The sequence below is a fragment of the Rhizobacter sp. P5_C2 genome (genome assembly GCF_054049715.1).
The window spans coordinates 1-19,586 of sequence record NZ_JBFULV010000025.1 but is presented as its reverse complement, the minus strand read 5'-3'; the positions used below and the strand labels follow the sequence as shown (position 1 = coordinate 19,586).

Here is a 19,586-nt window from a genome sequence, read left to right as displayed (position 1 = left end):
CCGGATTGGCATCCGGGCTACGGACATGACTGCCCCCACCATCCGCATCCACCCCGCCGATGACGTCGTCATCGCGCGGCGGCAGCTGGTGTCGGGCACCCGCATCGAATCCGAAGGCGTCACCGTCAGCGGCCTGATCCCGCCCGGCCACAAGCTCGCGGTGCGCGACATCGCGGCCGGTGCGCCGGTGCGGCGCTACAACCAGGTGATCGGCATCGCACGCCAGCCGATCGCGGCCGGCCAGCATGTGCACACGCACAACCTGGAGTTCTCGAGCTTCGAGCGCGACCCTGCCGTCGGCGTCGACGCGCATCCGACGGCCTTCGTCGCAACCCCGGCCACCTTCCAGGGCATCGTGCGCGCCGACGGCCGGGTCGCGACGCGCAACTACCTCGGCATCCTGACCTCGGTGAACTGCTCGGCGACCGTCGCCCGCGCGATCGCCGACCACTTCCGCCGCGACATCCACCCCGAGGCGCTCGCCGCGTTCCCGAACGTCGACGGCGTGGTCGCGCTGACGCACGGCGCCGGCTGCGCGACCGACAGCGAAGGCGAGCCGCTGCAGGTGCTGCGCCGCACGCTGGCCGGCTATGCGCGGCACCCGAACTTCGCCGCGCTGCTGATGGTGGGCCTGGGCTGCGAGACCAACCAGATCGCCGGCATCGGGCTGGCCGACGGCCCGCGGCTGCACAGCTACAACATCCAGGACGCCGGCGGCACCGCGAAGGCGGTGGCGCGCGGCATCGCCTTGATCCACGAGATGCTGCCGGAAGCGAACCGCACGCGGCGCCAGCCGGTCAGCGCGAGCCACCTGTGCGTCGGGCTGCAGTGCGGCGGCTCCGACGGCTACTCCGGCATCAGCGCGAACCCGGCGCTCGGCGCGGCGGTCGACCTGCTGGTGCGCCACGGCGGCACCGCGATCCTGTCGGAGACGCCCGAGATCTACGGCGGCGAGCACCTGCTGACGCGGCGCGCCGTGTCGCCCGCGGTCGCCGACAAGCTGCTCGCGCGGCTGCGCTGGTGGGAAGACCACTGCGCGCGCAACCATGCCGAGATGGACAACAACCCGTCGGCCGGCAACAAGGCCGGCGGACTGACGACCATCCTCGAGAAATCGCTGGGCGCGATCGCGAAGAGCGGCACCACCAACCTGGTCGACGTGTGCGAGTACGCCGAGCCGGTCACCGCGCACGGCCTCGTCTTCATGGACACGCCCGGCTACGACCCGGTCAGCGCGACCGGCCAGGTCGCCGGCGGCGCCAACCTGATCTGCTTCACGACCGGCCGCGGCTCGGCCTATGGCTGCGCGCCGTCACCGTCGCTGAAGCTGTCGACCAACACCGCGCTGTGGCTGCGCCAGCAGGACGACATCGACATCAACTGCGGCAGCGTGGTCGATGGCACCGCGACCATCTCCGAGTTGGGCGAGGCGATCTTCCAGCAGATGCTGGCGACCGCGTCGGGCGAGCTGACCAAGAGCGAACGCCACGGCTACGGCCAGAACGAGTTCGTGCCGTGGCAGTTCGGCGCCGTGATGTAGATCAGCGCGCCAGCAGGTGCGGCAGCGTCAGCGAGAGTGCCGGCCAGTAGGTCACGAGGATCAGGAACCCGATCATCGTCAGCAGCCACGGCCACACCGCGATCGTCAGCTCGGTGATGCCCATCTTGCTGATGCCCGACGCGACATACAGGTTCAGCCCGACCGGCGGGTGGCACATGCCGACCTCCATGTTCACCGCCATCAGGATGCCCAGGTGGATCGGGTTGACGCCCAGCTTGCAGGCCACCGGGTACAGGATCGGCGCCATGATCAGCACGATCGCCGACGGGTCCATGAAGTTGCCGGCCACCAGCAGGATGATGTTGACCAGCAGCAGGAACACCACCACGCCGAAGCCCTGCCCCGTCATCCACGCCGCCATCGACTGCGGGATCTGCTCGGAGGTCAGCAGGAACGAGAACAGCACCGCGTTCGTGATGATGTACAGCAGCATCGAGCTCATCGCGGCCGCGTTGCGCAGCACCTTCGGCACGTCGCGCAGCTTCAGGTCCTTGTAGATGAAGACCGAGATCACGAAGGCATACACCGCCGCGATGGCAGCCGCCTCGGTCGGCGTGAAGATGCCGGAGTAGATGCCGCCGATCACGATCACGATCAGCGCGATGCCCCAGAACGCGTCGCGGAACGCCTTCCAGCGCTCGCCCCAGCTGGCGCGCGGCAGCCGCGGGTAGTCGAACTTGCGCGCCCGGTACCAGGTGGTCACGCCCAGCAGCAGCGACAGCAGCAGCCCGGGCAGCACGCCGGCGATGAACAGGTCGCCGACCGACGCGGTCGCCACCGGCTGGCCGTCCGGCCCGGTCGCGTTCATGCCGTTGGTCGCGATCGAGAAGATCACCAGGTTGATCGACGGCGGGAACAGGATGCCCAACGCGCCCGAGGTGGTGATCACGCCGGCCGAGAAGCGCTTCGGGTAGCCGGCTTTCTGCATCGCCGGCAGAAGGATGGTGCCGACCGCCACCACCGTGGCGACCGACGAGCCCGAGATCGCCGCGAACAGCGCACAGGCCAGCACGCCGGCCAGCCCGAGCCCGCCGTAGAAGTGCCCGACCATCGTCGACGCGAAGTGGATCATCCGCCGCGCCGCCCCCCCGTTGGTCAGGAAGTTGCCGGCCAGGATGAAGAACGGGATCGCCATGATTTCGAACTTCTCGAGCCCCGAGAACAGCTTGAGCCCGATCGACGCGATCGGCTCGTTGGTCATGCCGAAGAAGAAACCCAGCACCGTGAGGCCGAGCGCGATGGAGACCGGCATGCCGGTCAGCATCAGCAGCACCAGCAGGCCGAAGATGATCAAGGCGTTCATGCGGCCACTCCGGCTTCGTCGTCCAGGCCTTCCACGTGCGCGACCTCATGGTGCGGCAGCTCGCCGCGCCGCCAGAAGGCCCACATCACCTGCAGGAAGCGGAAACACATCAGGTACGACGCCAGCGGGATGCAGGCGTACGGGATCCAGGTCGGCACCTCCAGGTCGGGCGAGGTCGGGCCCTCGGGCACGTCGCCCACATCCCAGCCGAAGGTGGTGAACAGCGCGTGGTGGAAGCCGTTGTCCCAGACGAACACCGCGCCCATCGTGCCGACCACGCCGGTGAACACCACGCCGCCGAGCAGCCCGACCAGCGTGAGCCAGCGTGCCTGCGCCGGCGGCAGCGCGCGCACCAGCGTGTCGACGCCGACGTGCGTGCCGTGGCGCACGCCGTAGGCCGCGCCGAACTTTGCCATCCACACGAACATGTAGATGCACAGCTCCTGCGCCCAGCTGAGGTTCAGGCCGAGCAGGAAATCCTGCACCGGCTGCAACACGGGCGGGTAGTGCGCGGCGGCCGCATAGCGGTGCACCACGGCGACGAAGATCAGCAGCGTCGCCGCACCCATCAGGGTGGCGATCAGCCATTCCTCGAGGTGGTCGAGGAAGCGGTTCACGGACCGCAGCACCGGCGCGACCATGGCGGGCCTACTTCGCCGGCACGAAGCCGGCGGCCTTGTAGACCGCGTCGATGGTCGACTGGCCCACGCGCGACGCCATCTCCTTGTGCACCGGCATCAGCGCCTTCTTCCACTCGTCGAGCTCGGCGGCCGTCGGCGTGTAGATCGTGGTCTTGCCGCTCGCGCGCATCTTCTCGAGGTCGTCGATGTTCTCCTTGGTCGCCATGTCGTTGGCGAACGCGGTCGCCTCTTTCAGCGCGCCTTCGAGGATCGTGCGGATGTCGGCCGGCAGCCCGTCCCAGAACTTCTTGTTGACGATCACCGCATAGGCCAGGTGGCCGTGGTTCGAGATCGTCGTGTGCTTCTGCACCTCGTAGGTCTTCTGCGTGTAGAAGTTCGACGGCACGCCCTCGCAGCCGTCGACCACGCCGGACTGCAGCGCCTGGTACAGCTCGCTGAAGGCCATCACCTGCGGCACCGCGCCGAGCGCGCGCATCTCGGCATCGAGCACCTTCGAGCTCTGGATGCGCATCTTCAGGCCCCTGAAGTCGGCCACCTTGTGCAGCGGCTTGTTGGCACTCATGATGTGGAAGCCGTTGTCCCAGTACGCGAGGCCCTTGACGCCCTTGGGCTCGAGCTTCTTGAACAGGTCGGTGCCAACGGGCCCCTCGGTAACCGCGCGGAACGCCGCCTGGTCCTTGAAGATGAACGGCAGGTCGAAGACCTCGAATTCCTTGACGCCCAGCGGGCCGAACTTGGCGAGCGACGGCGCGAGCATCTGCACCGAGCCGAGCTGCAGCGCCTCCATCTCTTCCTTGTCCTTGTAGAGCTGGCTGTTCGGGTAGACGTCCACCTTCACGCGGCCGCCGCTGCGCTGCTCGGCCAGTTCCTTGAAGCGCTGCGCGCCGTTGCCCTTGGGCGTGTCGGGGGCGACGACGTGGCTGAACTTGATGACGATCGGCGCTTGCGCGAAGGTGGTCGGGGCGGCCACGGCCAATGCGGCGGCGGCGAGCGCACTGCGGCGCGTCATGGAATGCGTCATGTCTTGTCTCCGATGGTCTGTACTGCGGCCGGATTCTGGTCGGCGGCCCGGGGCGCGGGTAGTTGTGGAGTTCCACATTTCGGTGCCACAGATCGCCCGCGACCGGCCCGCCCGCCGCCTGCCAACCTAGACTTCGCGCCATGCCCGCACCGGCCGATCCACCCCGCCACCCCGCGCTCGCCCTGCCGCCGCGTCCGCCGGCGCGGCGCGGGCTGTGGGCGCTGCCGCTGCTGCTGTCGCTGGTCTTCGTGGCCGGCGTGCTGCTGTGGCTGCGCGCCACCGAGCAGGCCGACCTGGAGGAGCAGCGCACAGCGCTGGTCTCCGACGCGCTGTCGCTCGAGACGCAGGCCAGCGCACGCATCGAGCGCGAGTCGCTGCTGCTGAAGGATGTCGCGACGCGGCTGGATCACCGCAACGCCGGCCCGCAGGCGCTCGCGACGCTGCCCGAGGCGCAGCAGGGCCTGCACCGCTTCTGGATCAGCCTGACCTGGCTCGATGCCGCCAACCGGCTGGTCGCGCAACTGCCCGACGGCCCGGACGGCGCGCGCAGCGGCCCCGGCCTGTCGGCCCACCTGTCGGCACCGCTCGCGTCCGGCGGCACGCTGGTGGCCCGCTACTCGCCCGGCGAGATGCTGCGCCAGACGGTGCCGTGGTGGCTGGCCCGCACCTACGACGTGCGGCTGCTCGACGGCTTCGATGCGGTGATCGCGTCGACCACCGAAGACCGGCCGCTGGAGGGCCATCAAAGCTGGCGCATCAGCATGGCGCCGGCGCTGGCCGACAGCTGGCTCGAGCTGACCGCGCGCGACGTGGTGCCGCCGTGGTACCACGGCCTGCCGGTCGCGATGGTGGCCGGCTTCGTCGCGCTGATCGCCGCGATCACCTGGATGCTGCGCCGGCAGATGCACGGCGTGTCGCGCGCCGAGGCGGCGTGGCGCACCGAGGCGGCGTGGCGCCAGGCGATGGAGGACTCGCTGACGGTGGGCCTGCGCGCCCGCGACCTCGAAGGCCGGCTCGTCTACGTGAACCGCACGCTCGCCGACATGGTGGGCTACGAGCCGCATGAGCTGGTCGGCCTGCTGCCGCCGATGCCGTACTGGCCGGCCGACTCGCACGAGGAGATCATGCAGCGCCACCTGCGCAACATGGCCGGCCAGGCGCCGCGCGAAGGCTACGAGGCGCGCTGGCGCCACCGCGACGGGCGGCTGTTCGACGTGATGGTGTTCGAGGCGCCGCTGGTCGATGCGCGCGGCGTGCACATCGGCTGGATGGGCTCGATCCTCGACATGACCGAACGACGCCGGCTCGAGGAGCGCGAGCGCCGCCAGACCGAGACCATGGCCCACCATGCGCGGTTGACGATGCTGGGCGAGGTGGCGTCGACGCTGGCGCACGAGCTGAACCAGCCGCTGACGGCGATCGCGAGCTACAACGCCGGCGTGATGAACTCGATGCAGAAGCTGCCGGCCCCCGACCCGGTGGTGATGCGGGCGCTGAAGCGCTTGGGCGAACAGGCAGCCCATGCCGGCGCGATCGTGCAGCGCATCCGCGAATTCCTGACCCGGCGCGAGCCGCGGCTGGAACCGTGCGCGCTGAACGCGGTGATCGAGGGCGGTGTCGCGCTGCTGCGCCGCGAGCTGCAGCGCCAGCAGGTGCAGGTGGTGTTGCAACTCGATGCGGCGCTGCCGGTGATCGTGGCCGATGCGGTGCTGATCGAGCAGGTGGTGATCAACCTGGTGCGCAACGCCGGCGATGCGCTGGCCCACCAGGCGGGCGAGCGCCGCATCGTGGCCGGCAGCTCGCTGAGTGCCGACGGTCGCTTCGTGCGCATCGACGTGCGCGACAACGGCCCAGGCCTCGGCGGGTTCGGCATCGAGGCGCTGTGCGCGCCGTTCTTCTCGACCAAGGCAGAAGGCATGGGCATGGGCCTGGCGATCTGCCGCTCGATCATCGAGGCGCATCACGGCATGTTCGACGCGACCGATGCGCCGGGCGGCGGCGCCGTCTTCGCGCTGACGCTGCCGGTGGACCTGTCGACTTCGGAACTCTCGGCGGAGGAAGGCACATGAACCCTGGCACGAGCGCTGGCGTGGTCTACCTGGTCGACGACGAGGCGGTGGTGCTGGACGCGCTCGGCTTCCTGCTGTCGTCGCACGGCCTCGACGTGCGGCCGCACGGCAGCGGCCCGGCGCTGCTCGCGACCCTGGACGCCGCGCCGCGGCCGTTGCCCGGCGTGTTCCTGCTCGACATCCGGATGGAGCCGATGTCAGGCCCGCGGCTGCACGACGAACTGATCGCGCGCGGGCTGCGCAACCCGGTGCTGTTCCTGAGCGGGCATGGCGACATCCCGATGGCGGTCGAGGCGCTGAAGAAGGGTGCGTTCGATTTCCTCGAGAAGCCGTACGTCGACAACGCGCTGGCCGACCGCGTGACGCAGGCGCTGGCGGTCGATGCCGCGATGCAGCGCCAGGGCGCGCAAGTGGCCGAGCGGCAGGCGCGGCTGTCGAGCCTGACCGAGCGCGAGCACGAGGTGATGCTGCGCGTGGCGGCCGGCAAGCTGAACAAGGTGATCGCCGACGAGCTGCACGTGTCGGTGCGGACGGTCGAGGTGCACCGGGCGCGGGTGTACGCGAAGCTCGGCGTGCGCTCGGCGGCGGAGGTGGCCACGGTGCTGGCAGCACCAGCGGGCTGACGACCAGCTTCCGACGCAAGACGCGGTGCTATGGCGTGGCTGACGATGCGCCGGCGATTTGCTCTTTCAGCAAGTCGACCAGGAGCTCATGCAACGGGGCCAAGTCAACGGCACCGGCGACCGTGGATTCGTCAGCATGCCGCAGGCCGAATTCGTAGCGCTGGCGCTCCCGGCTGATGAGCTCCGGAAGAATGGTGGCGCCGGACAACCACTGCTGCGCCTTGACGCACAGCACGAAATAGCACGCCGCTCTCGCGGTACGCCCGTTGCCGTTGATGAACGGGTGAACCCAATTCAATCGCCACAGGACGAAAGCGGCGAGACCGACGGGGTCTGCCATCTCCCACTCCCGGTTGACCGTGTTGACGAAGTCATCCATCAACGCTTGAACCCGATAGTGCGGTGGAGGCTCGTGTTCGACGACGAAAACCTGGCAGGGCCTGTATTCGCCGGCGTAGGCATGTCGTCGTCCCCCACCAGGTCGAACAAGATCACGTCTTGTCCACGCGTCCGTCGTGTTCGAGGAGGATCTGGCGAACTCTCTCGCGCGTGATGCCACTGCCGGGCTTCAACGACCCGAAGACGAACGAAACCCGTTGTTCCAGGATTTCTGCCGCGGACGATTTGCGCCCCACGGTCTGCTTCAGCTTGCTCAACAATTCGGGGCTGGTCTTCAGCCCCAGAAAGACGTTCATGGCTGCTCTCCTCTGCTGGAGGTTTTGGGTGCACTCGTCAGCACCCCAAGAATGCGGGACATCCCGCCGTGAATCAATGGTTGGAGACCGCCTGGTGTAACGTCCACCGTGTGATGGTTCCACCGACACGGCGGTTTTTCGCGGCATCGCCCGTTTGACCGTACATTTCGGGGCATGCCCAGTGTCAACATCAATCCGGTGGTCCGGGCCTTGTTGAGCGACCCGCAGAAGCGCCAGGAGTACCGGCGCCAGCTGATCGCCAGCCGTCCGCAGAAGGACGAAGGCCGCAGGATCGAGCTTGAAGACGCGACCGGCAAGGTCGTGCACCTGAGGGTGCTTCCCGCGACGCCGCCGGCCGTCCAGAAACCTTGAACTTCGCGTTCCAGGCCTTCCTGCTGTTGCTGATCTACCTGCCGGGCGCGATCTTCGTGCTGGCGGTGACCGGCAAGATCCGGGACAACGGCGAGATCCCGGTGATCTCCGGCTCGATGACCGGCCATGCGATTGCCGCGGTGCTGGTGTCGGCGCTGCTGCACACCGGGTGGCTGCTGGCGATCCATGCGTGGGCGCTGCTCGGCGGCTGCGCCTGCCAGCCGGCGGCGCGCGACTTCTTTGCGCTGCTGACGCTGAACAACGCGACCGCGCCGTATCTCGCGGCCGAAGCGGCGATCGGCGGCGCGCTGTGGTTCAACGCGGTCTACTTCATCAGCATCTTCACGCTGCCGCTGGTGGCGGGCTTGGCGATCAACACGGCGATCGAGCGCCGCGGGCTGGACATCCGCCACCGCTTCCTGCGCTTCAAGCCGCCATGGCACTACATCCTGACCGGAGAGAACCGCTCGAACCGGGACGGGCGCACGGTGGTGGTCGACGTGCTGGTGCAGGTCGGCGATACGCCGGTGCTGTACAGCGGGATCCTGAGCTACTTCTCGTTCGACGAGAAGACCAAGGCCCCCGACGCGCTGGTGCTGGCCTCGGCGTTCCGCGGCGTGGTGCCCGACTTCGCCGGCACGGCCGAGCCCGAGTTCCTGACCCCGATCCCCGGCGACACGTTCGCGGTGAAGTTCAGCGAGATCAAGAACATCAACATCCAGTACGTGGATCTGGTCGACTCGTAGGGTCTCGGGGCGCCATTGGCGCGAGCAAAGGCGCAGGCGGGGGTGAGGGGCTCGCCGGGTGCCAGTATCCCGTTCGGACTGAGCTTGTCGAAGGCCCGGTGACCGTGCGCGGGGATGTCCAGCGCGCCGCGGCACCAACCCTTCGACAAGCTCAGGGCGAACGGTTGTTTGGCCACGCGCCTTTGTCGCGCCGAAGCCTACTCGACAGCCTTGACCATGTCCTCGACGACCTTCTTCGCATCCCCAAACACCATCATCGTCTTGTCCATGTAGAACAGCTCGTTGTCGAGCCCCGCATACCCGGCCGCCATCGACCGCTTGTTGACGATCACCGTCTTGGCCTTGTAGGCCTCGAGGATCGGCATCCCGTAGATCGGGCTGCCCTTGATGTGCGCCGCAGGGTTCACCACGTCGTTCGCGCCCAGGATGATCGCGACATCGGCCTGGCCGAACTCGCCATTGATGTCCTCCATCTCGAACACCTGGTCGTACGGCACCTCGGCCTCGGCCAGCAGCACGTTCATGTGCCCCGGCATGCGCCCGGCCACCGGGTGGATCGCGTACTTCACCGTGATGCCCTTGGCCGTCAGCTTCGCCGCCAGCTCCTTCACCGCATGCTGCGCCCGCGCCACCGCCAGCCCGTAGCCAGGCACGATCACCACCGTCTCGGCGTTGCCGAGCACGAAGGCCGCGTCGTCGGCGCTGCCGCTCTTCACGCTGCGCTGCGCCTGCGCGCCGGCGGCCACCGTGCCGGCCTCGCCGCCGAAGCCGCCCAGGATCACGTTGAAGAACGAGCGGTTCATCGCCTTGCACATGATGTAGCTCAGGATCGCGCCCGACGACCCCACCAGCGAGCCGGCAATGATCAGCATGCTGTTGTTCAGGCTGAAGCCGATGCCCGCCGCTGCCCAGCCCGAGTAGCTGTTCAGCATCGACACCACCACCGGCATGTCGGCGCCGCCGATCGGGATGATGATCAGCACGCCCATCACGAAGGCCAGCGCCAGCATGCCGAAGAAGGCCGGCCAGCTCTCGGTGAACACGAACACCAGGCCCAGGCCGACGGTCGCGAGGCCCAGCAGCAGGTTCAGCACGTGCTGCCCCGCGAACTGCACCGGTGCGCCCTGGAACAGCCGGAACTTGTACTTGCCCGACAGCTTGCCGAACGCGATCACCGAGCCGCTGAACGTCACCGCCCCGATCGCCGCGCCGAGGAACAGCTCCAGCCGGTTGCCGGCCGGGATCGGCTCGCCCTTCGCGACGATGCCGAACGCATGCGGCTCGGCCACCGCGGCGACCGCGATGAACACCGCGGCCAGGCCGATCATGCTGTGCATGAAGGCGACCAGCTCCGGCATCTTGGTCATCTCGACCCGCTTGGCCATCACCGTGCCGGCCGTGCCGCCCACCAGCAGGCCGAGCAGCACCCAGCCGAGGCCGAGCGCGTTGCCATCCGCCAGCTTGACGATCAGCGCCGCCGTGGTCAGTGCCGCGATCGCCATGCCGGCCATGCCGAACAGGTTGCCGCGGATCGACGTGGTCGGGTGCGACAAGCCCTTCAAGGCCTGGATGAAGAAGACGCTGGCCACCAGGTACAGCAGCGTCACCAGGTTCATGCTCATTGCGAGCCCTCCTTCGGCACCACGGCGATCGCCTTCTTTTCCTTCTTGCGGAACATCTCCAGCATGCGCCGCGTCACGAGGAAGCCGCCGAACACGTTGACGGCCGCCAGCGCGACCGCCAGCACGCCCATCGTCTTGCCGAGCGTCGTCTCGGTGAGCGCCGCGGCGAGCATCGCGCCGACGATCACGATCGCCGAGATCGCGTTCGTCACCGCCATCAGCGGCGTGTGCAGCGCCGGCGTGACGGTCCACACCACGTGGTAGCCGACGTAGATCGCCAGCACGAAGATGATCAGGTTGGTCAGGGTATGGCTCACGGGATCCATGGTCTTCTCCTCACTCTTTCTCGTTGATCGGGGGCAGGTGCCAGTCGCCGCTGAACGACCGCACGCCGTCCTGCACCTCGCGGCCCAGGTTCAGCGCCCAGGCGACGACCTCGTCCGGCAGGCCCGAATCGTTGGCCGGCCGCTTGCCGCCGGGCACGGCGCCGGAGAACGGCTCGGGCAGGAACACCAGGGCCGACAGCATCGAGCCGGTCGGCACCGCGTACTGAGCGCGAATGAAGTAGCCGACGGCGCCCTCATCCAGCACGGCCTGCGAGGCCTTCGACTCGGGCACCACCTTCTGCAGCACCTCCGTCAACTCGACCGAACCGACGACGATCACGCATTCATCGCGCATCGAGTGGAACGGGCTGTAGACGAACTGCTGCTCATCCGACTTCAGGCGGCTGCACTGGGAATCCCACTCGAACAGTCCCGCGGCGTCGATAGCCTGCAACAGCAGCACCAGCTTGCGCCCCGTGGGGGTCGTGATGCTCGTCAGCACGCGCTCGACGTCCTTCACGCCAATGTCGCTGTTCTCGGCCGCCAGCCGTTCACCGGTGGCCGTGTAGCCCGCCGGCAGCAGCATCGAGCGCCGGCCGACGTTGACCCGCACCGACACGTCGTCGGCGGCGAGGCTCACGCCACACACCGACAGTGCGAGCATCGCGCAGAGCAACGCACGGCCCGGCACGCGCATCGCGTCAGGCACGTTGCACCTTGCCGTCCTTCGACACCAGGCAGGCCACGACGATGTCGTCGTCCATCGGCACGTGGAACGTGCCTTCCTTCGTCAGCACGAGCTTCAGGAAGTCGAGCACGTTGCGCGCATACAGCGCGCTCGCGTCGGCCGCCACCAGCGCCGGCAGGTTGGTCTCGCCGACCAGCGTGACGCCGTGCTTGACCACGATCTTCCCGGCCTCGGTCAACGGGCAGTTGCCGCCCTGCGCCGCCGCCAGGTCGACGATCACCGAGCCCGGCTTCATCGCCTTCACCATCTCCTCGGTGACCAGCACCGGCGCGGCCCGGCCTGGGATCAGCGCGGTGGTGACGACGATGTCGGCCGCCGCGACGCGCTTGGCCACCTCGACCTTCTGCCGGTCGAGCCAGCTCTGCGGCATCGGCCGCGCATAGCCGCCGACGCCTTCGGCCGCTTCCTTCTCTTCGGCGGTCTCGTACGGCACGTCGATGAACTTCGCGCCCAGCGACTCGACCTGCTCCTTCACCGAAGGCCGCACGTCGCTCGCCTCGATCACCGCACCCAGGCGCTTCGCGGTCGCGATCGCCTGCAGCCCGGCCACGCCGACACCGAGGATCACGACGCGCGCCGCCTTCACGGTGCCGGCCGCCGTCATCAGCATCGGGAAGATGCGCTGGTAGCGGTCGGCCGCGATCATGATCGCCTTGTAGCCGGCCAGGTTGGCCTGCGACGACAGCACGTCCATGCTCTGCGCCCGCGTGGTGCGCGGCGCGGCCTCGAGCGCGAAGCTGGTGAGCCCGGCCTCGGCCAGGCGCTGCAGCCCGTCGCGGTCGAACGGGTTCAGCATGCCGACCAGCGCGGTGCCGGTCTTCAGCAGCGGCAGCTCGTCCACCGACGGTGCACGCACCTTCAGCACCAGCTCGGCACCGAAGGCGCCGGCCCGGTCGACGATCTCGGCGCCGGCCGCCGCATAGGCCTCGTCGGTGACGCTGGCGGCGATGCCCGCACCCGACTGCACGCGCAGCACATGGCCCTGCGCCTTGAGCTTCTTGACCGTCTCCGGAGTCGCGGCAACGCGCGTTTCCCCAGCCGCTGTTTCCAGCGGGACCCCTATCAACATGGCGGACTCCTCGGGTATGTTGTTGTGCTGCAGGTTGTGCTGTAACTGGCGCGAGAGCTTACACAAAGCTTTCGCGCTCACAACCGGCACACGCCCTCACGCGATGCAGGGCCACAACACCCGCCCTTAAAATCCGCCGGATGTCCTCCCGTTGGAAACCCAGCGTCACCGTTGCCGCGATCGTCGAACACCTGGGCCGCTTCCTGCTGGTGGAGGAGCACACGTCCGACGGCCTGTGCCTGAACAACCCGGCCGGCCACCTCGATCCGGGCGAATCGCCGCTGCAAGGCGTGGTGCGCGAAGCGCTCGAGGAAACCGCCCGCGCGTTCGTGCCGACCGGCATCGTCGGCATCTACCTGTCGCGCTCGCAGCGCGCCGGCACGGAGCGCGAGGCCGGGCGCGACACCACCTACCTGCGCATCGCGTTCCGCGGCACGGTCGGCGAGCCCGACCCGTCGCGCGCGCTCGACACCGGCATCGTGCGGGCGCTGTGGATGACGCCCGACGAGATCCGCGCGAGCGTGCACCGGCACCGCAGCCCGCTGCTGCTGCGCTGCGTCGACGACCACCTGGCGGGCGTGAACCTCCCGCTGTCCCTCATCACGACCGACGAGTCGGTCTTTGCGGTCCCATCGAAGTGAAGAAGCAACGCATCGTCGTCGGGCTGTCCGGCGGCGTCGATTCCGCCGTCAGTGCCCACCTGCTGAAGCAGCAGGGGCACGAGGTCATCGGCATCTTCATGAAGAACTGGGAGGACGATGACGACGACGAATACTGCTCGACGCGCCAGGATTTTCTCGACGCCGCGAGCGTCGCCGACGTGCTGGGCATCGAGATCGAGCATGTGAACTTCGCGGCCGACTACAAGGACCGGGTGTTCGCCGAGTTCCTGCGCGAGTACCAGGCCGGCCGCACGCCGAACCCCGACGTGYTGTGCAATGCCGAGATCAAGTTCAAGGCCTTCCTCGACCATGCGATGCGCCTGGGCGCCGAGAAGATCGCGACCGGGCACTATGCGCGGGTGCGCGAGCGCGATGGCCGCTTCGAGCTGCTGAAGGGGCTGGACCCGCTGAAGGACCAGAGCTACTTCCTGCACCGGCTGAACCAGGCGCAGCTGAGCAAGACGCTGTTCCCGGTCGGCGAGCTGCCGAAGACCGAGGTGCGCCGCATCGCGGCCGAGATCGGGCTGCCGAATGCGGCCAAGAAGGATTCGACCGGCATCTGCTTCATCGGCGAGCGGCCGTTCCGTGAGTTCCTGAACCGCTACCTGTCCAACAAGCCGGGCCCGATCAAGGACGACCGCAGCCGCGTGATCGGCGAGCACGTCGGGCTGTCGTTCTACACGCTGGGGCAGCGCAAGGGCATCGGCATCGGTGGGCTGAAGGACAAGGGCGCCGCGAAGGGCGGCAGCGAGCACGCGCCGTGGTTCGTCGCCCGCAAGGACATGGCGGCCAACACGCTGTACATCGTGCAAGGGCATGAGCATCCGTGGCTGCAGTCGCATGCGCTGACGGCGGACGATGCGAGCTGGGTGGCCGGCGTGGCGCCGCAGCCCGGCGCGATGGCCGCGAAGACGCGCTACCGCCAAGCGGATGCCGGCTGCGCACTCGATGGCGGCAGCGCGGCGGGCTTCAACCTGAACTTCGGCAGCGCGCAGTGGGCCGTGACGCCCGGGCAGTCGGCCGTGCTGTACGACGGCGAGGTCTGCCTCGGTGGCGGCGTGATCGCGAGCGCCGCCTGAAACGCAGCCAAGCTCAGGGCTTGCCCAGGTCCATCGTCCAGTAGCGGCTGTAGGCGGCACCGGTCGCGCCCGGCACGCAGGCCACGCCGACCTGCGTGAAGTTCTTGCTCATCAGGTTCGCGCAATGCCCGGCACTGTTCTGCCAGGTGGTCATCACGCTGTCGATGCTGTTCTGGCCGGCGGCGATGTTCTCGCCCAGCTGGCTCCAGGTGTAGCCAACCGCGGCGACGCGGTCGGAGACGCTGCGGCCGTCCTGGCTGGTGTGCGAGAAGTAGTTCTTCGTCGCCATGTCCTGCGAATGGCCCGCGGCGGCCTGCGTCAGCTTGTCGTTCCAGGCCAGCGCCGGCGCCGCCGTGAAGTTGCCCGACGTGCCGCAGCTCTGCGCGCTGGCGCGGAAGGCGTTGATGCGCGCCAGCATCTGCGCGTTGAAATCGAGGATGTCGCAGGTGCCGGAGGCCGCGGGGGGCGGTGCCGGCGTGGCGGCGTCGGCCGTGCCGGAATCGCTGCTGCCGCCGCAGGCCGCAAGGAACATCAACCAGGGTGCCACCAGGCGGGCGCGTCGTGAGGAGGTCGACAAGATCTATATCCAAAACCGGGGGCTCACAGCCTAAACGCCCCCGGACGACGCAACACGCCCGAAACGTAAGCGTTTGCTGACCCGACGCCTGCGGCGGCCCGAAGCGTGATGCAAAGCACGCGCAGGCCGGGCGTCGGATGCCGCAGTGCACGTTCGGCGGCGCTGCCGGGGTAGCGTCGGCTTCAGTCGGTCGATGGCCCGCCGATATCCGAAGACGATGCGGCTTTCGCTGCACCGGTTCCCATCGACCCCGAGTTCCCGCCCACCATGCGTTTGCGCCTTCCCTCCCTGACCCGACACAGCCTCTGCGCCACGGCGCTGTCGCTGGCCGCCGCCGCGCACGGCGCCGTCGTCAGCGTCGCGGTGGCCGATCCGGCGGGCCGCCCGCTGGTCGACGCGGTGGTGATGCTGGAGCCCGCCGGCGGCAAGCTGCCGGTCAAGCCGATGGCCGGCGTCGAGATCTCGCAGAGCAAGCGCCAGTTCCACCCGTCGCTGACCGTCGTCACGGTCGGCACGCCGGTCACCTTCCCGAACTTCGACACCGTGCGGCACCACGTCTACTCGTTCTCGCCGATCAAGACCTTCGAACTGAAGCTCTACGCCGGCGTGCCGAATGCGCCGGTGGTGTTCGACAAGCCCGGTGCCGCGGTGCTCGGCTGCAACATCCATGACCAGATGAGCGCCTGGGTCGTCGTCGTCGACACGCCGTACCACGCCCGCACCGGCGCCGACGGCCGTGCGCGCCTCGACGGCATCCCGCCCGGCAGCTACCGGCTGCGCGGCTGGCACGCCGGCGTCGCGCCCGGCCAGGAGCCGGCGCCGCAGGCGCTCGCGATCGGCGCGGCCGACCTCAACGCCGGCCTCCAGCTGCCGGTGGCCGCGGGGAGCGCCCCATGACGCCGACACCGCTAAGCGCCCTGCTGCACCCGACCCAGTGGCCGCGCTGGATCGGCAGCTCGCTCGGCACGCGCATCGTCGTGCTGTTCCTCGGGCTGCTGTTGCTGGTGCAGGCCGCGAGCTTCTTCGCGATCCGCGCCAGCATCGACCGCAACGCGCGGGCCTCGATCACCGAAGAGCTGCAGGTCGGCGAACGCGTGCTGACCCGCGTGCTCGACCAGAACGCGCAGAAGCTCGCCGAAGGCGCGAGCCTGCTGGCGGCCGACTACGGCTTCCGCGCCGCCGTCAGCAGCAACGATGCCAACACCATCGCGTCAGTGCTGGCCAACCACGGCGAGCGCATCGGCGCCACCGTCACCGCGCTGCTCGACACCGAATTCCACCTGCGCGCCGCCGCCCAGCCTGGTCTGCAGGAGCTGCTGCCGGTCACGCAGCGGCTGGCCGCGCGGGCCCTCGCGTCCAAGCGCGCCAGCGAGATCGTCGTGCTCGGCCAGCGCCCGTTCCAGCTGGTGATGGTGCCGATGCGCGCACCCGTCGTCGTCGGCTGGGTGTTGATGGGTTTCCCGATCGWCCAGCGGCTGGTCGACGACATGCACGCGCTGTCGTCGCTGCAGGTCAGCCTGCAGGTGCGCGCCGACGCGTCGGCCAGATGGTCCACCGCGGTCTCGACGCTGCCGCTGGCCACGCGCGACCCGCTGGAGAAGCAGGCCGCGCTGTCGCTGGACCGCGTGAACGGCCGCACCGAAGCCGCCAGCTCGGCGGCGATGACGCTGAGCCTGCTCGACAACGAATACAGCGGCCGCACCGTGATGCTCGCCGAACACGACGGCGCCGCCGTCTCGGCGCTGCTGCTGCGCTCGGTCGACGATGCGGTCGCGCCCTACCGCCAGCTGCAGCTGGGGCTGGCCGCGCTGACGCTGGTCAGCGTGCTGGTGTTCGGCATCGGCAGCGTGCTGACCGCGCGCCACGTGACCACGCCGCTGCGCCGCCTCGCGACCGCGGCCGAACGGCTCGGCGCCGGCGACTACTCGACGCCGCTGCGCGGCCTGGACCGCAGCGACGAGCTGGGCGACGTGGCCCGCGCGTTCGAACGCATGCGCGAGAACATCGGCGAGCAGCAGGACGAGATCCTGAAGCTCGCCTACTGGGACCCGCTGACCGCGCTGCCGAACCGGCTGCAGTTCCGCAACGCGGTGCGCGACGCGATCGTCGCGGCCGGGAAGGCCGGCCGCACGGTGTCGGTGATCATGCTCGACCTCGACCGCTTCAAGCATGTCAACGACGTGCTTGGCTACCGCTTCGGCGACCTGCTGCTGCGCGGCGTGGCCGAGCGGCTGACGCAGCAGGCGGTGCGCGGCGGCGACCTGGTCGCGCGGCTGGGCGGCGATGAGTTCGCGGTGCTGCTGGCCGGGCTCGACCCCGCGACCGACCTGGCGCTGACCGGCACCGTGGCCAAGCGCATCCAGCAGGCCTTCGATGCCGCGCTGACGCTGGAAGACCAGACGGTCGACATCAGCGCGAGCCTGGGCCTCGCGAACTGGCCGCAGCATGCCGACGACGCCGACGTGCTGCTGAGCCGCGCCGAGGTCGCGATGTACATCGCGAAGCGCCACCACGACGGACCGATGGTCTACGACCCGGCGCTCGACGCCGCGAGCTCGCAGACGCTGTCGCTGCTGAGCGAGCTGCGCCACGCGGTCGACCACGATGAGCTGCGGCTGTACCTGCAGCCCAAGCTGGCGCTGAACAATGCGCGCGTGGTCGGTGCCGAGGCGCTGGTGCGCTGGCAGCACCCGCGCCGCGGGCTGCTGCCGCCGATGGAGTTCATCCCGTTCGCCGAGCAGACCGGCTTCATCCGGGTGCTGACGCTGTGGATCTTCGAGCAGACCGCGCAGATGTGGAAGCGGCTGCACGACAGCGGGCAGACGCTGACGATCTCGGTCAATCTGTCGACGCGCGACCTGCTCGACCCGGAGCTGCCGCAGAAATTCGACGCGCTGCTGGTGCGGCATTCGGTGCCGGCCGAGGCCTTCTGCCTCGAGATCACCGAGAGCGCGATCATGGACGACCCGCAGCGCGCGCAGGCCACGCTCGACAAGCTGAGCGCATTGGGCTTCCGGCTGTCGATCGACGATTTCGGCACCGGCTATTCGTCGCTCGCGTACCTGAAGCGGCTGCCGGTGGACGAGCTGAAGATCGACAAGTCCTTCGTGATCAACATGGAGAAGGACCTGGACGACGCGCGCATCGTGCGCTCGACGATCGACCTGGCGCACGGCCTCGGGCTCACGGTGGTGGCCGAGGGCGTCGAGAACGCGCAAGTCTGGGAGCTGCTGCGCGAACTGGCCTGCGACGAGGCCCAGGGCTTCCACATGGGCCGCCCGATGCCGGCCGCCGAGTTCGCGCGCTGGTCGACCGGCTGGAGCACGCGCCAGGCGATGACGATCTCGACGGGCAAGGGGCCGGACATTCCGATCACCTTGCATTGACGGGGCGCCTGAACAGGGCGCCCACCGTCCGCGCGGCGGCCTTCAACGCCGCCTCGTCGTACCCCGCATACCCGAACAGCCACCCGCGCCGCGGCGCCTCGATCGCGTAGCGCGACAGCGTCGCGAGGTACACGCCGCCCTCCTGCGCCCGCGCCGACAGCGGCTCGTCCGCCCGGCCCGCCTCGTCCTCGTGCGCCAGGTGCATGCCCTGCGCACTCGGCGTGAGCCGCAGCGCACCACCGCTCGCCTTCGCCAGCGCCTCGATCACCAGCGCCTGCCGCTGCGCATACAACTCGCGCATGCGCCTCAGGTGGCGCAGCAGGTGGCCTTCGGTGATGAAGCGCGCCAGCACGTCCTGCGCAGCACCGGGGCTGTGCCGATCGGTTACTGCCTTGGCCCCGGCAAACGCCGGCGCCAGCGCGAGCGGCGTCACGATGAAGCCGAGCCGCAGCCCCGGGTGCAGCGTCTTCGAGAAGGTGCCGACGTACAGCACCCGCTCCGACTGCGGCAGGCTGCACAGCGCCGGCATGCGGTGCGCGCCGTACTGGAACTCGCCGTCGTAGTCGTCCTCGACGATCCACGCCCGCCGCATGCGCGCCCACTCGAGCAGCGCGAGCCGGCGCGCCAGGCTCATGCGCACGCCCATCGGGAACTGGTGCGTCGGCGTCACGACCGCCATGCGCGCCTGCGGCCAGCGGGCCGCGCCCTGCGCGATGCACAGCCCGTCGGCATCCACCGGCACCGGCCGCACGACCGCGCCCTGCCCGAGCAGGTTGGCGCGGATGCCCGGGTAGCCGGGGTCCTCGACCATCACCTCGTCGCCCAGGTCCAGCAGCAGCCGGCCGATCAGGTCGATGGCCTGCTGTGAACCCGACGTGACCAGCACCTGAGACGCATCGCAGCGGATGCCGCGCGACACCAGCAGCCACTGGGCGACGGCCTCGCGCAGCACCGGCTCGCCGGCCGGGTCGGTGTACTGCGACAAGGCCCGGCGGCGCGCTGCCACGGTGTCGCGCGCGAGGCGGTCCCACAGCGCGAACGGGAACTCGGCGGTGGCCGGCGCACCGATGCGGAACGCGACCGGCG

Annotated in this window: 20 protein-coding genes; 9 read left to right on the top strand and 11 right to left on the bottom strand. The window is 69.2% G+C overall.

What is annotated here, in order from left to right; translation table 11 throughout:
- Positions 1-25 precede the first annotated feature (25 nt).
- A complete protein-coding gene (locus ACXJLU_RS11640; protein WP_457330976.1) occupies positions 26-1,540 on the top strand; it encodes a UxaA family hydrolase in 1,515 nt (504 codons plus the stop codon).
- A gap of 1 nt (position 1,541) precedes the next feature.
- Here ACXJLU_RS11640 and ACXJLU_RS11635 read toward each other — a convergent pair whose 3' ends face one another.
- The 3 genes from ACXJLU_RS11635 to ACXJLU_RS11625 are packed head-to-tail and all read right to left on the bottom strand — an operon-like array spanning position 1,542 to position 4,514.
- The gene (locus ACXJLU_RS11635; RefSeq protein WP_073465126.1) at positions 1,542-2,864 is read right to left on the bottom strand and encodes a TRAP transporter large permease; all 1,323 of its coding nucleotides are present in this window, start codon (positions 2,862-2,864) and stop codon (positions 1,542-1,544) included.
- Positions 2,861-3,505, bottom strand: coding sequence for a TRAP transporter small permease (locus ACXJLU_RS11630; protein ID WP_073465127.1), 645 nt, complete (start codon positions 3,503-3,505; stop codon positions 2,861-2,863). The genes ACXJLU_RS11635 and ACXJLU_RS11630 overlap by 4 nt, the downstream gene beginning before the upstream one ends.
- 7 nt (positions 3,506-3,512) lie before the next feature.
- Complete coding sequence (locus tag ACXJLU_RS11625) at positions 3,513-4,514, bottom strand: TRAP transporter substrate-binding protein (protein ID WP_457331070.1); 1,002 nt, start codon at positions 4,512-4,514, stop codon at positions 3,513-3,515.
- Positions 4,515-4,666: 152 nt separating this feature from the next.
- Here ACXJLU_RS11625 and ACXJLU_RS11620 point away from each other — a divergent pair, with 152 nt between their 5' ends.
- Together ACXJLU_RS11620 and ACXJLU_RS11615 are read left to right on the top strand one after the other, a co-directional pair.
- Positions 4,667-6,595, top strand: a complete 1,929-nt coding sequence (locus ACXJLU_RS11620) for a sensor histidine kinase (RefSeq protein WP_457330973.1) — start codon at positions 4,667-4,669, stop codon at positions 6,593-6,595.
- Positions 6,592-7,218, top strand: coding sequence for a response regulator transcription factor (locus tag ACXJLU_RS11615; RefSeq protein ID WP_073465130.1), 627 nt, complete (start codon positions 6,592-6,594; stop codon positions 7,216-7,218). Before ACXJLU_RS11620 ends, ACXJLU_RS11615 begins: the two co-directional genes overlap by 4 nt.
- A 28-nt stretch (positions 7,219-7,246) precedes the next feature.
- Here ACXJLU_RS11615 and ACXJLU_RS11610 read toward each other — a convergent pair whose 3' ends face one another.
- Both ACXJLU_RS11610 and ACXJLU_RS11605 read right to left on the bottom strand, forming a co-directional pair.
- Positions 7,247-7,777 (bottom strand): Fic family protein, encoded by a 531-nt coding sequence (locus ACXJLU_RS11610; protein WP_457330970.1) that lies wholly within the window; start codon positions 7,775-7,777, stop codon positions 7,247-7,249.
- Positions 7,710-7,913: a hypothetical protein gene (locus ACXJLU_RS11605; protein WP_073465132.1), complete on the bottom strand. Its 204-nt coding sequence runs from the start codon at positions 7,911-7,913 to the stop codon at positions 7,710-7,712. The genes ACXJLU_RS11610 and ACXJLU_RS11605 overlap by 68 nt, the downstream gene beginning before the upstream one ends.
- 174 nt (positions 7,914-8,087) lie before the next feature.
- Between ACXJLU_RS11605 and ACXJLU_RS11600 the strand changes: the two genes are divergently transcribed.
- Complete coding sequence (locus tag ACXJLU_RS11600; RefSeq protein ID WP_457330968.1) at positions 8,088-8,285, top strand: hypothetical protein; 198 nt, start codon at positions 8,088-8,090, stop codon at positions 8,283-8,285.
- Positions 8,282-9,031 (top strand): hypothetical protein, encoded by a 750-nt coding sequence (locus ACXJLU_RS11595; protein ID WP_457330966.1) that lies wholly within the window; start codon positions 8,282-8,284, stop codon positions 9,029-9,031. The genes ACXJLU_RS11600 and ACXJLU_RS11595 overlap by 4 nt, the downstream gene beginning before the upstream one ends.
- A gap of 197 nt (positions 9,032-9,228) precedes the next feature.
- Here ACXJLU_RS11595 and ACXJLU_RS11590 read toward each other — a convergent pair whose 3' ends face one another.
- From ACXJLU_RS11590 to ACXJLU_RS11575, 4 genes are read right to left on the bottom strand one after another with little or no spacing between them, the layout of a single operon-like run.
- Positions 9,229-10,653, bottom strand: coding sequence for an NAD(P)(+) transhydrogenase (Re/Si-specific) subunit beta (locus ACXJLU_RS11590; RefSeq protein ID WP_073465135.1), 1,425 nt, complete (start codon positions 10,651-10,653; stop codon positions 9,229-9,231).
- Entirely contained in the window at positions 10,650-10,979 is a 330-nt protein-coding gene (locus ACXJLU_RS11585; RefSeq protein ID WP_073465136.1) for an NAD(P) transhydrogenase subunit alpha part 2, read from the bottom strand. Before ACXJLU_RS11585 ends, ACXJLU_RS11590 begins: the two co-directional genes overlap by 4 nt.
- Before the next feature lie 10 nt (positions 10,980-10,989).
- Positions 10,990-11,688: a hypothetical protein gene (locus tag ACXJLU_RS11580; RefSeq protein WP_457330963.1), complete on the bottom strand. Its 699-nt coding sequence runs from the start codon at positions 11,686-11,688 to the stop codon at positions 10,990-10,992.
- Positions 11,681-12,796 carry a Re/Si-specific NAD(P)(+) transhydrogenase subunit alpha gene (locus tag ACXJLU_RS11575; protein WP_457330961.1) on the bottom strand — a complete coding sequence of 372 codons (1,116 nt, stop codon included), beginning with the start codon at positions 12,794-12,796 and terminating at the stop codon, positions 11,681-11,683. The genes ACXJLU_RS11580 and ACXJLU_RS11575 overlap by 8 nt, the downstream gene beginning before the upstream one ends.
- A 140-nt stretch (positions 12,797-12,936) precedes the next feature.
- On the opposite strand from ACXJLU_RS11575, the gene ACXJLU_RS11570 reads away from it, so the two are divergent.
- Together ACXJLU_RS11570 and mnmA are read left to right on the top strand one after the other, a co-directional pair.
- Complete coding sequence (locus tag ACXJLU_RS11570; protein ID WP_457330959.1) at positions 12,937-13,437, top strand: NUDIX hydrolase; 501 nt, start codon at positions 12,937-12,939, stop codon at positions 13,435-13,437.
- Positions 13,428-14,537: a tRNA 2-thiouridine(34) synthase MnmA gene (gene mnmA / locus ACXJLU_RS11565; protein ID WP_457331068.1), complete on the top strand. Its 1,110-nt coding sequence runs from the start codon at positions 13,428-13,430 to the stop codon at positions 14,535-14,537. Before ACXJLU_RS11570 ends, mnmA begins: the two co-directional genes overlap by 10 nt.
- 13 nt (positions 14,538-14,550) lie before the next feature.
- Here mnmA and ACXJLU_RS11560 read toward each other — a convergent pair whose 3' ends face one another.
- Complete coding sequence (locus tag ACXJLU_RS11560; RefSeq protein WP_457330957.1) at positions 14,551-15,084, bottom strand: CAP domain-containing protein; 534 nt, start codon at positions 15,082-15,084, stop codon at positions 14,551-14,553.
- A gap of 297 nt (positions 15,085-15,381) precedes the next feature.
- On the opposite strand from ACXJLU_RS11560, the gene ACXJLU_RS11555 reads away from it, so the two are divergent.
- Together ACXJLU_RS11555 and ACXJLU_RS11550 are read left to right on the top strand one after the other, a co-directional pair.
- Positions 15,382-16,011 carry a methylamine utilization protein gene (locus ACXJLU_RS11555; protein WP_457330955.1) on the top strand — a complete coding sequence of 210 codons (630 nt, stop codon included), beginning with the start codon at positions 15,382-15,384 and terminating at the stop codon, positions 16,009-16,011.
- Positions 16,008-18,500 (top strand): putative bifunctional diguanylate cyclase/phosphodiesterase, encoded by a 2,493-nt coding sequence (locus tag ACXJLU_RS11550; RefSeq protein ID WP_457330953.1) that lies wholly within the window; start codon positions 16,008-16,010, stop codon positions 18,498-18,500. The genes ACXJLU_RS11555 and ACXJLU_RS11550 overlap by 4 nt, the downstream gene beginning before the upstream one ends.
- On the opposite strand, the gene pdxR is transcribed toward ACXJLU_RS11550, so the two are convergent.
- A partial coding sequence (gene pdxR / locus ACXJLU_RS11545) for a MocR-like pyridoxine biosynthesis transcription factor PdxR (protein WP_457330951.1) occupies positions 18,487-19,586 on the bottom strand: 1,100 nt, incomplete at its 5' end. The two genes, ACXJLU_RS11550 and pdxR, sit on opposite strands and share 14 nt — an antisense overlap.

Coding starts and splice junctions, on each gene's coding strand:
- ACXJLU_RS11640 (WP_457330976.1), top strand. CDS start 26: ATGACTGCCCCCACCATCCGCATCCACCCCGCCGATGACGTCGTCATC.
- ACXJLU_RS11635 (WP_073465126.1), bottom strand. CDS start 2,864: ATGAACGCCTTGATCATCTTCGGCCTGCTGGTGCTGCTGATGCTGACC.
- ACXJLU_RS11630 (WP_073465127.1), bottom strand. CDS start 3,505: ATGGTCGCGCCGGTGCTGCGGTCCGTGAACCGCTTCCTCGACCACCTC.
- ACXJLU_RS11625 (WP_457331070.1), bottom strand. CDS start 4,514: ATGACGCGCCGCAGTGCGCTCGCCGCCGCCGCATTGGCCGTGGCCGCC.
- ACXJLU_RS11620 (WP_457330973.1), top strand. CDS start 4,667: ATGCCCGCACCGGCCGATCCACCCCGCCACCCCGCGCTCGCCCTGCCG.
- ACXJLU_RS11615 (WP_073465130.1), top strand. CDS start 6,592: ATGAACCCTGGCACGAGCGCTGGCGTGGTCTACCTGGTCGACGACGAG.
- ACXJLU_RS11605 (WP_073465132.1), bottom strand. CDS start 7,913: ATGAACGTCTTTCTGGGGCTGAAGACCAGCCCCGAATTGTTGAGCAAG.
- ACXJLU_RS11600 (WP_457330968.1), top strand. CDS start 8,088: ATGCCCAGTGTCAACATCAATCCGGTGGTCCGGGCCTTGTTGAGCGAC.
- ACXJLU_RS11590 (WP_073465135.1), bottom strand. CDS start 10,653: ATGAGCATGAACCTGGTGACGCTGCTGTACCTGGTGGCCAGCGTCTTC.
- ACXJLU_RS11585 (WP_073465136.1), bottom strand. CDS start 10,979: ATGGATCCCGTGAGCCATACCCTGACCAACCTGATCATCTTCGTGCTG.
- ACXJLU_RS11575 (WP_457330961.1), bottom strand. CDS start 12,796: ATGTTGATAGGGGTCCCGCTGGAAACAGCGGCTGGGGAAACGCGCGTT.
- ACXJLU_RS11570 (WP_457330959.1), top strand. CDS start 12,937: ATGTCCTCCCGTTGGAAACCCAGCGTCACCGTTGCCGCGATCGTCGAA.
- ACXJLU_RS11555 (WP_457330955.1), top strand. CDS start 15,382: ATGCGTTTGCGCCTTCCCTCCCTGACCCGACACAGCCTCTGCGCCACG.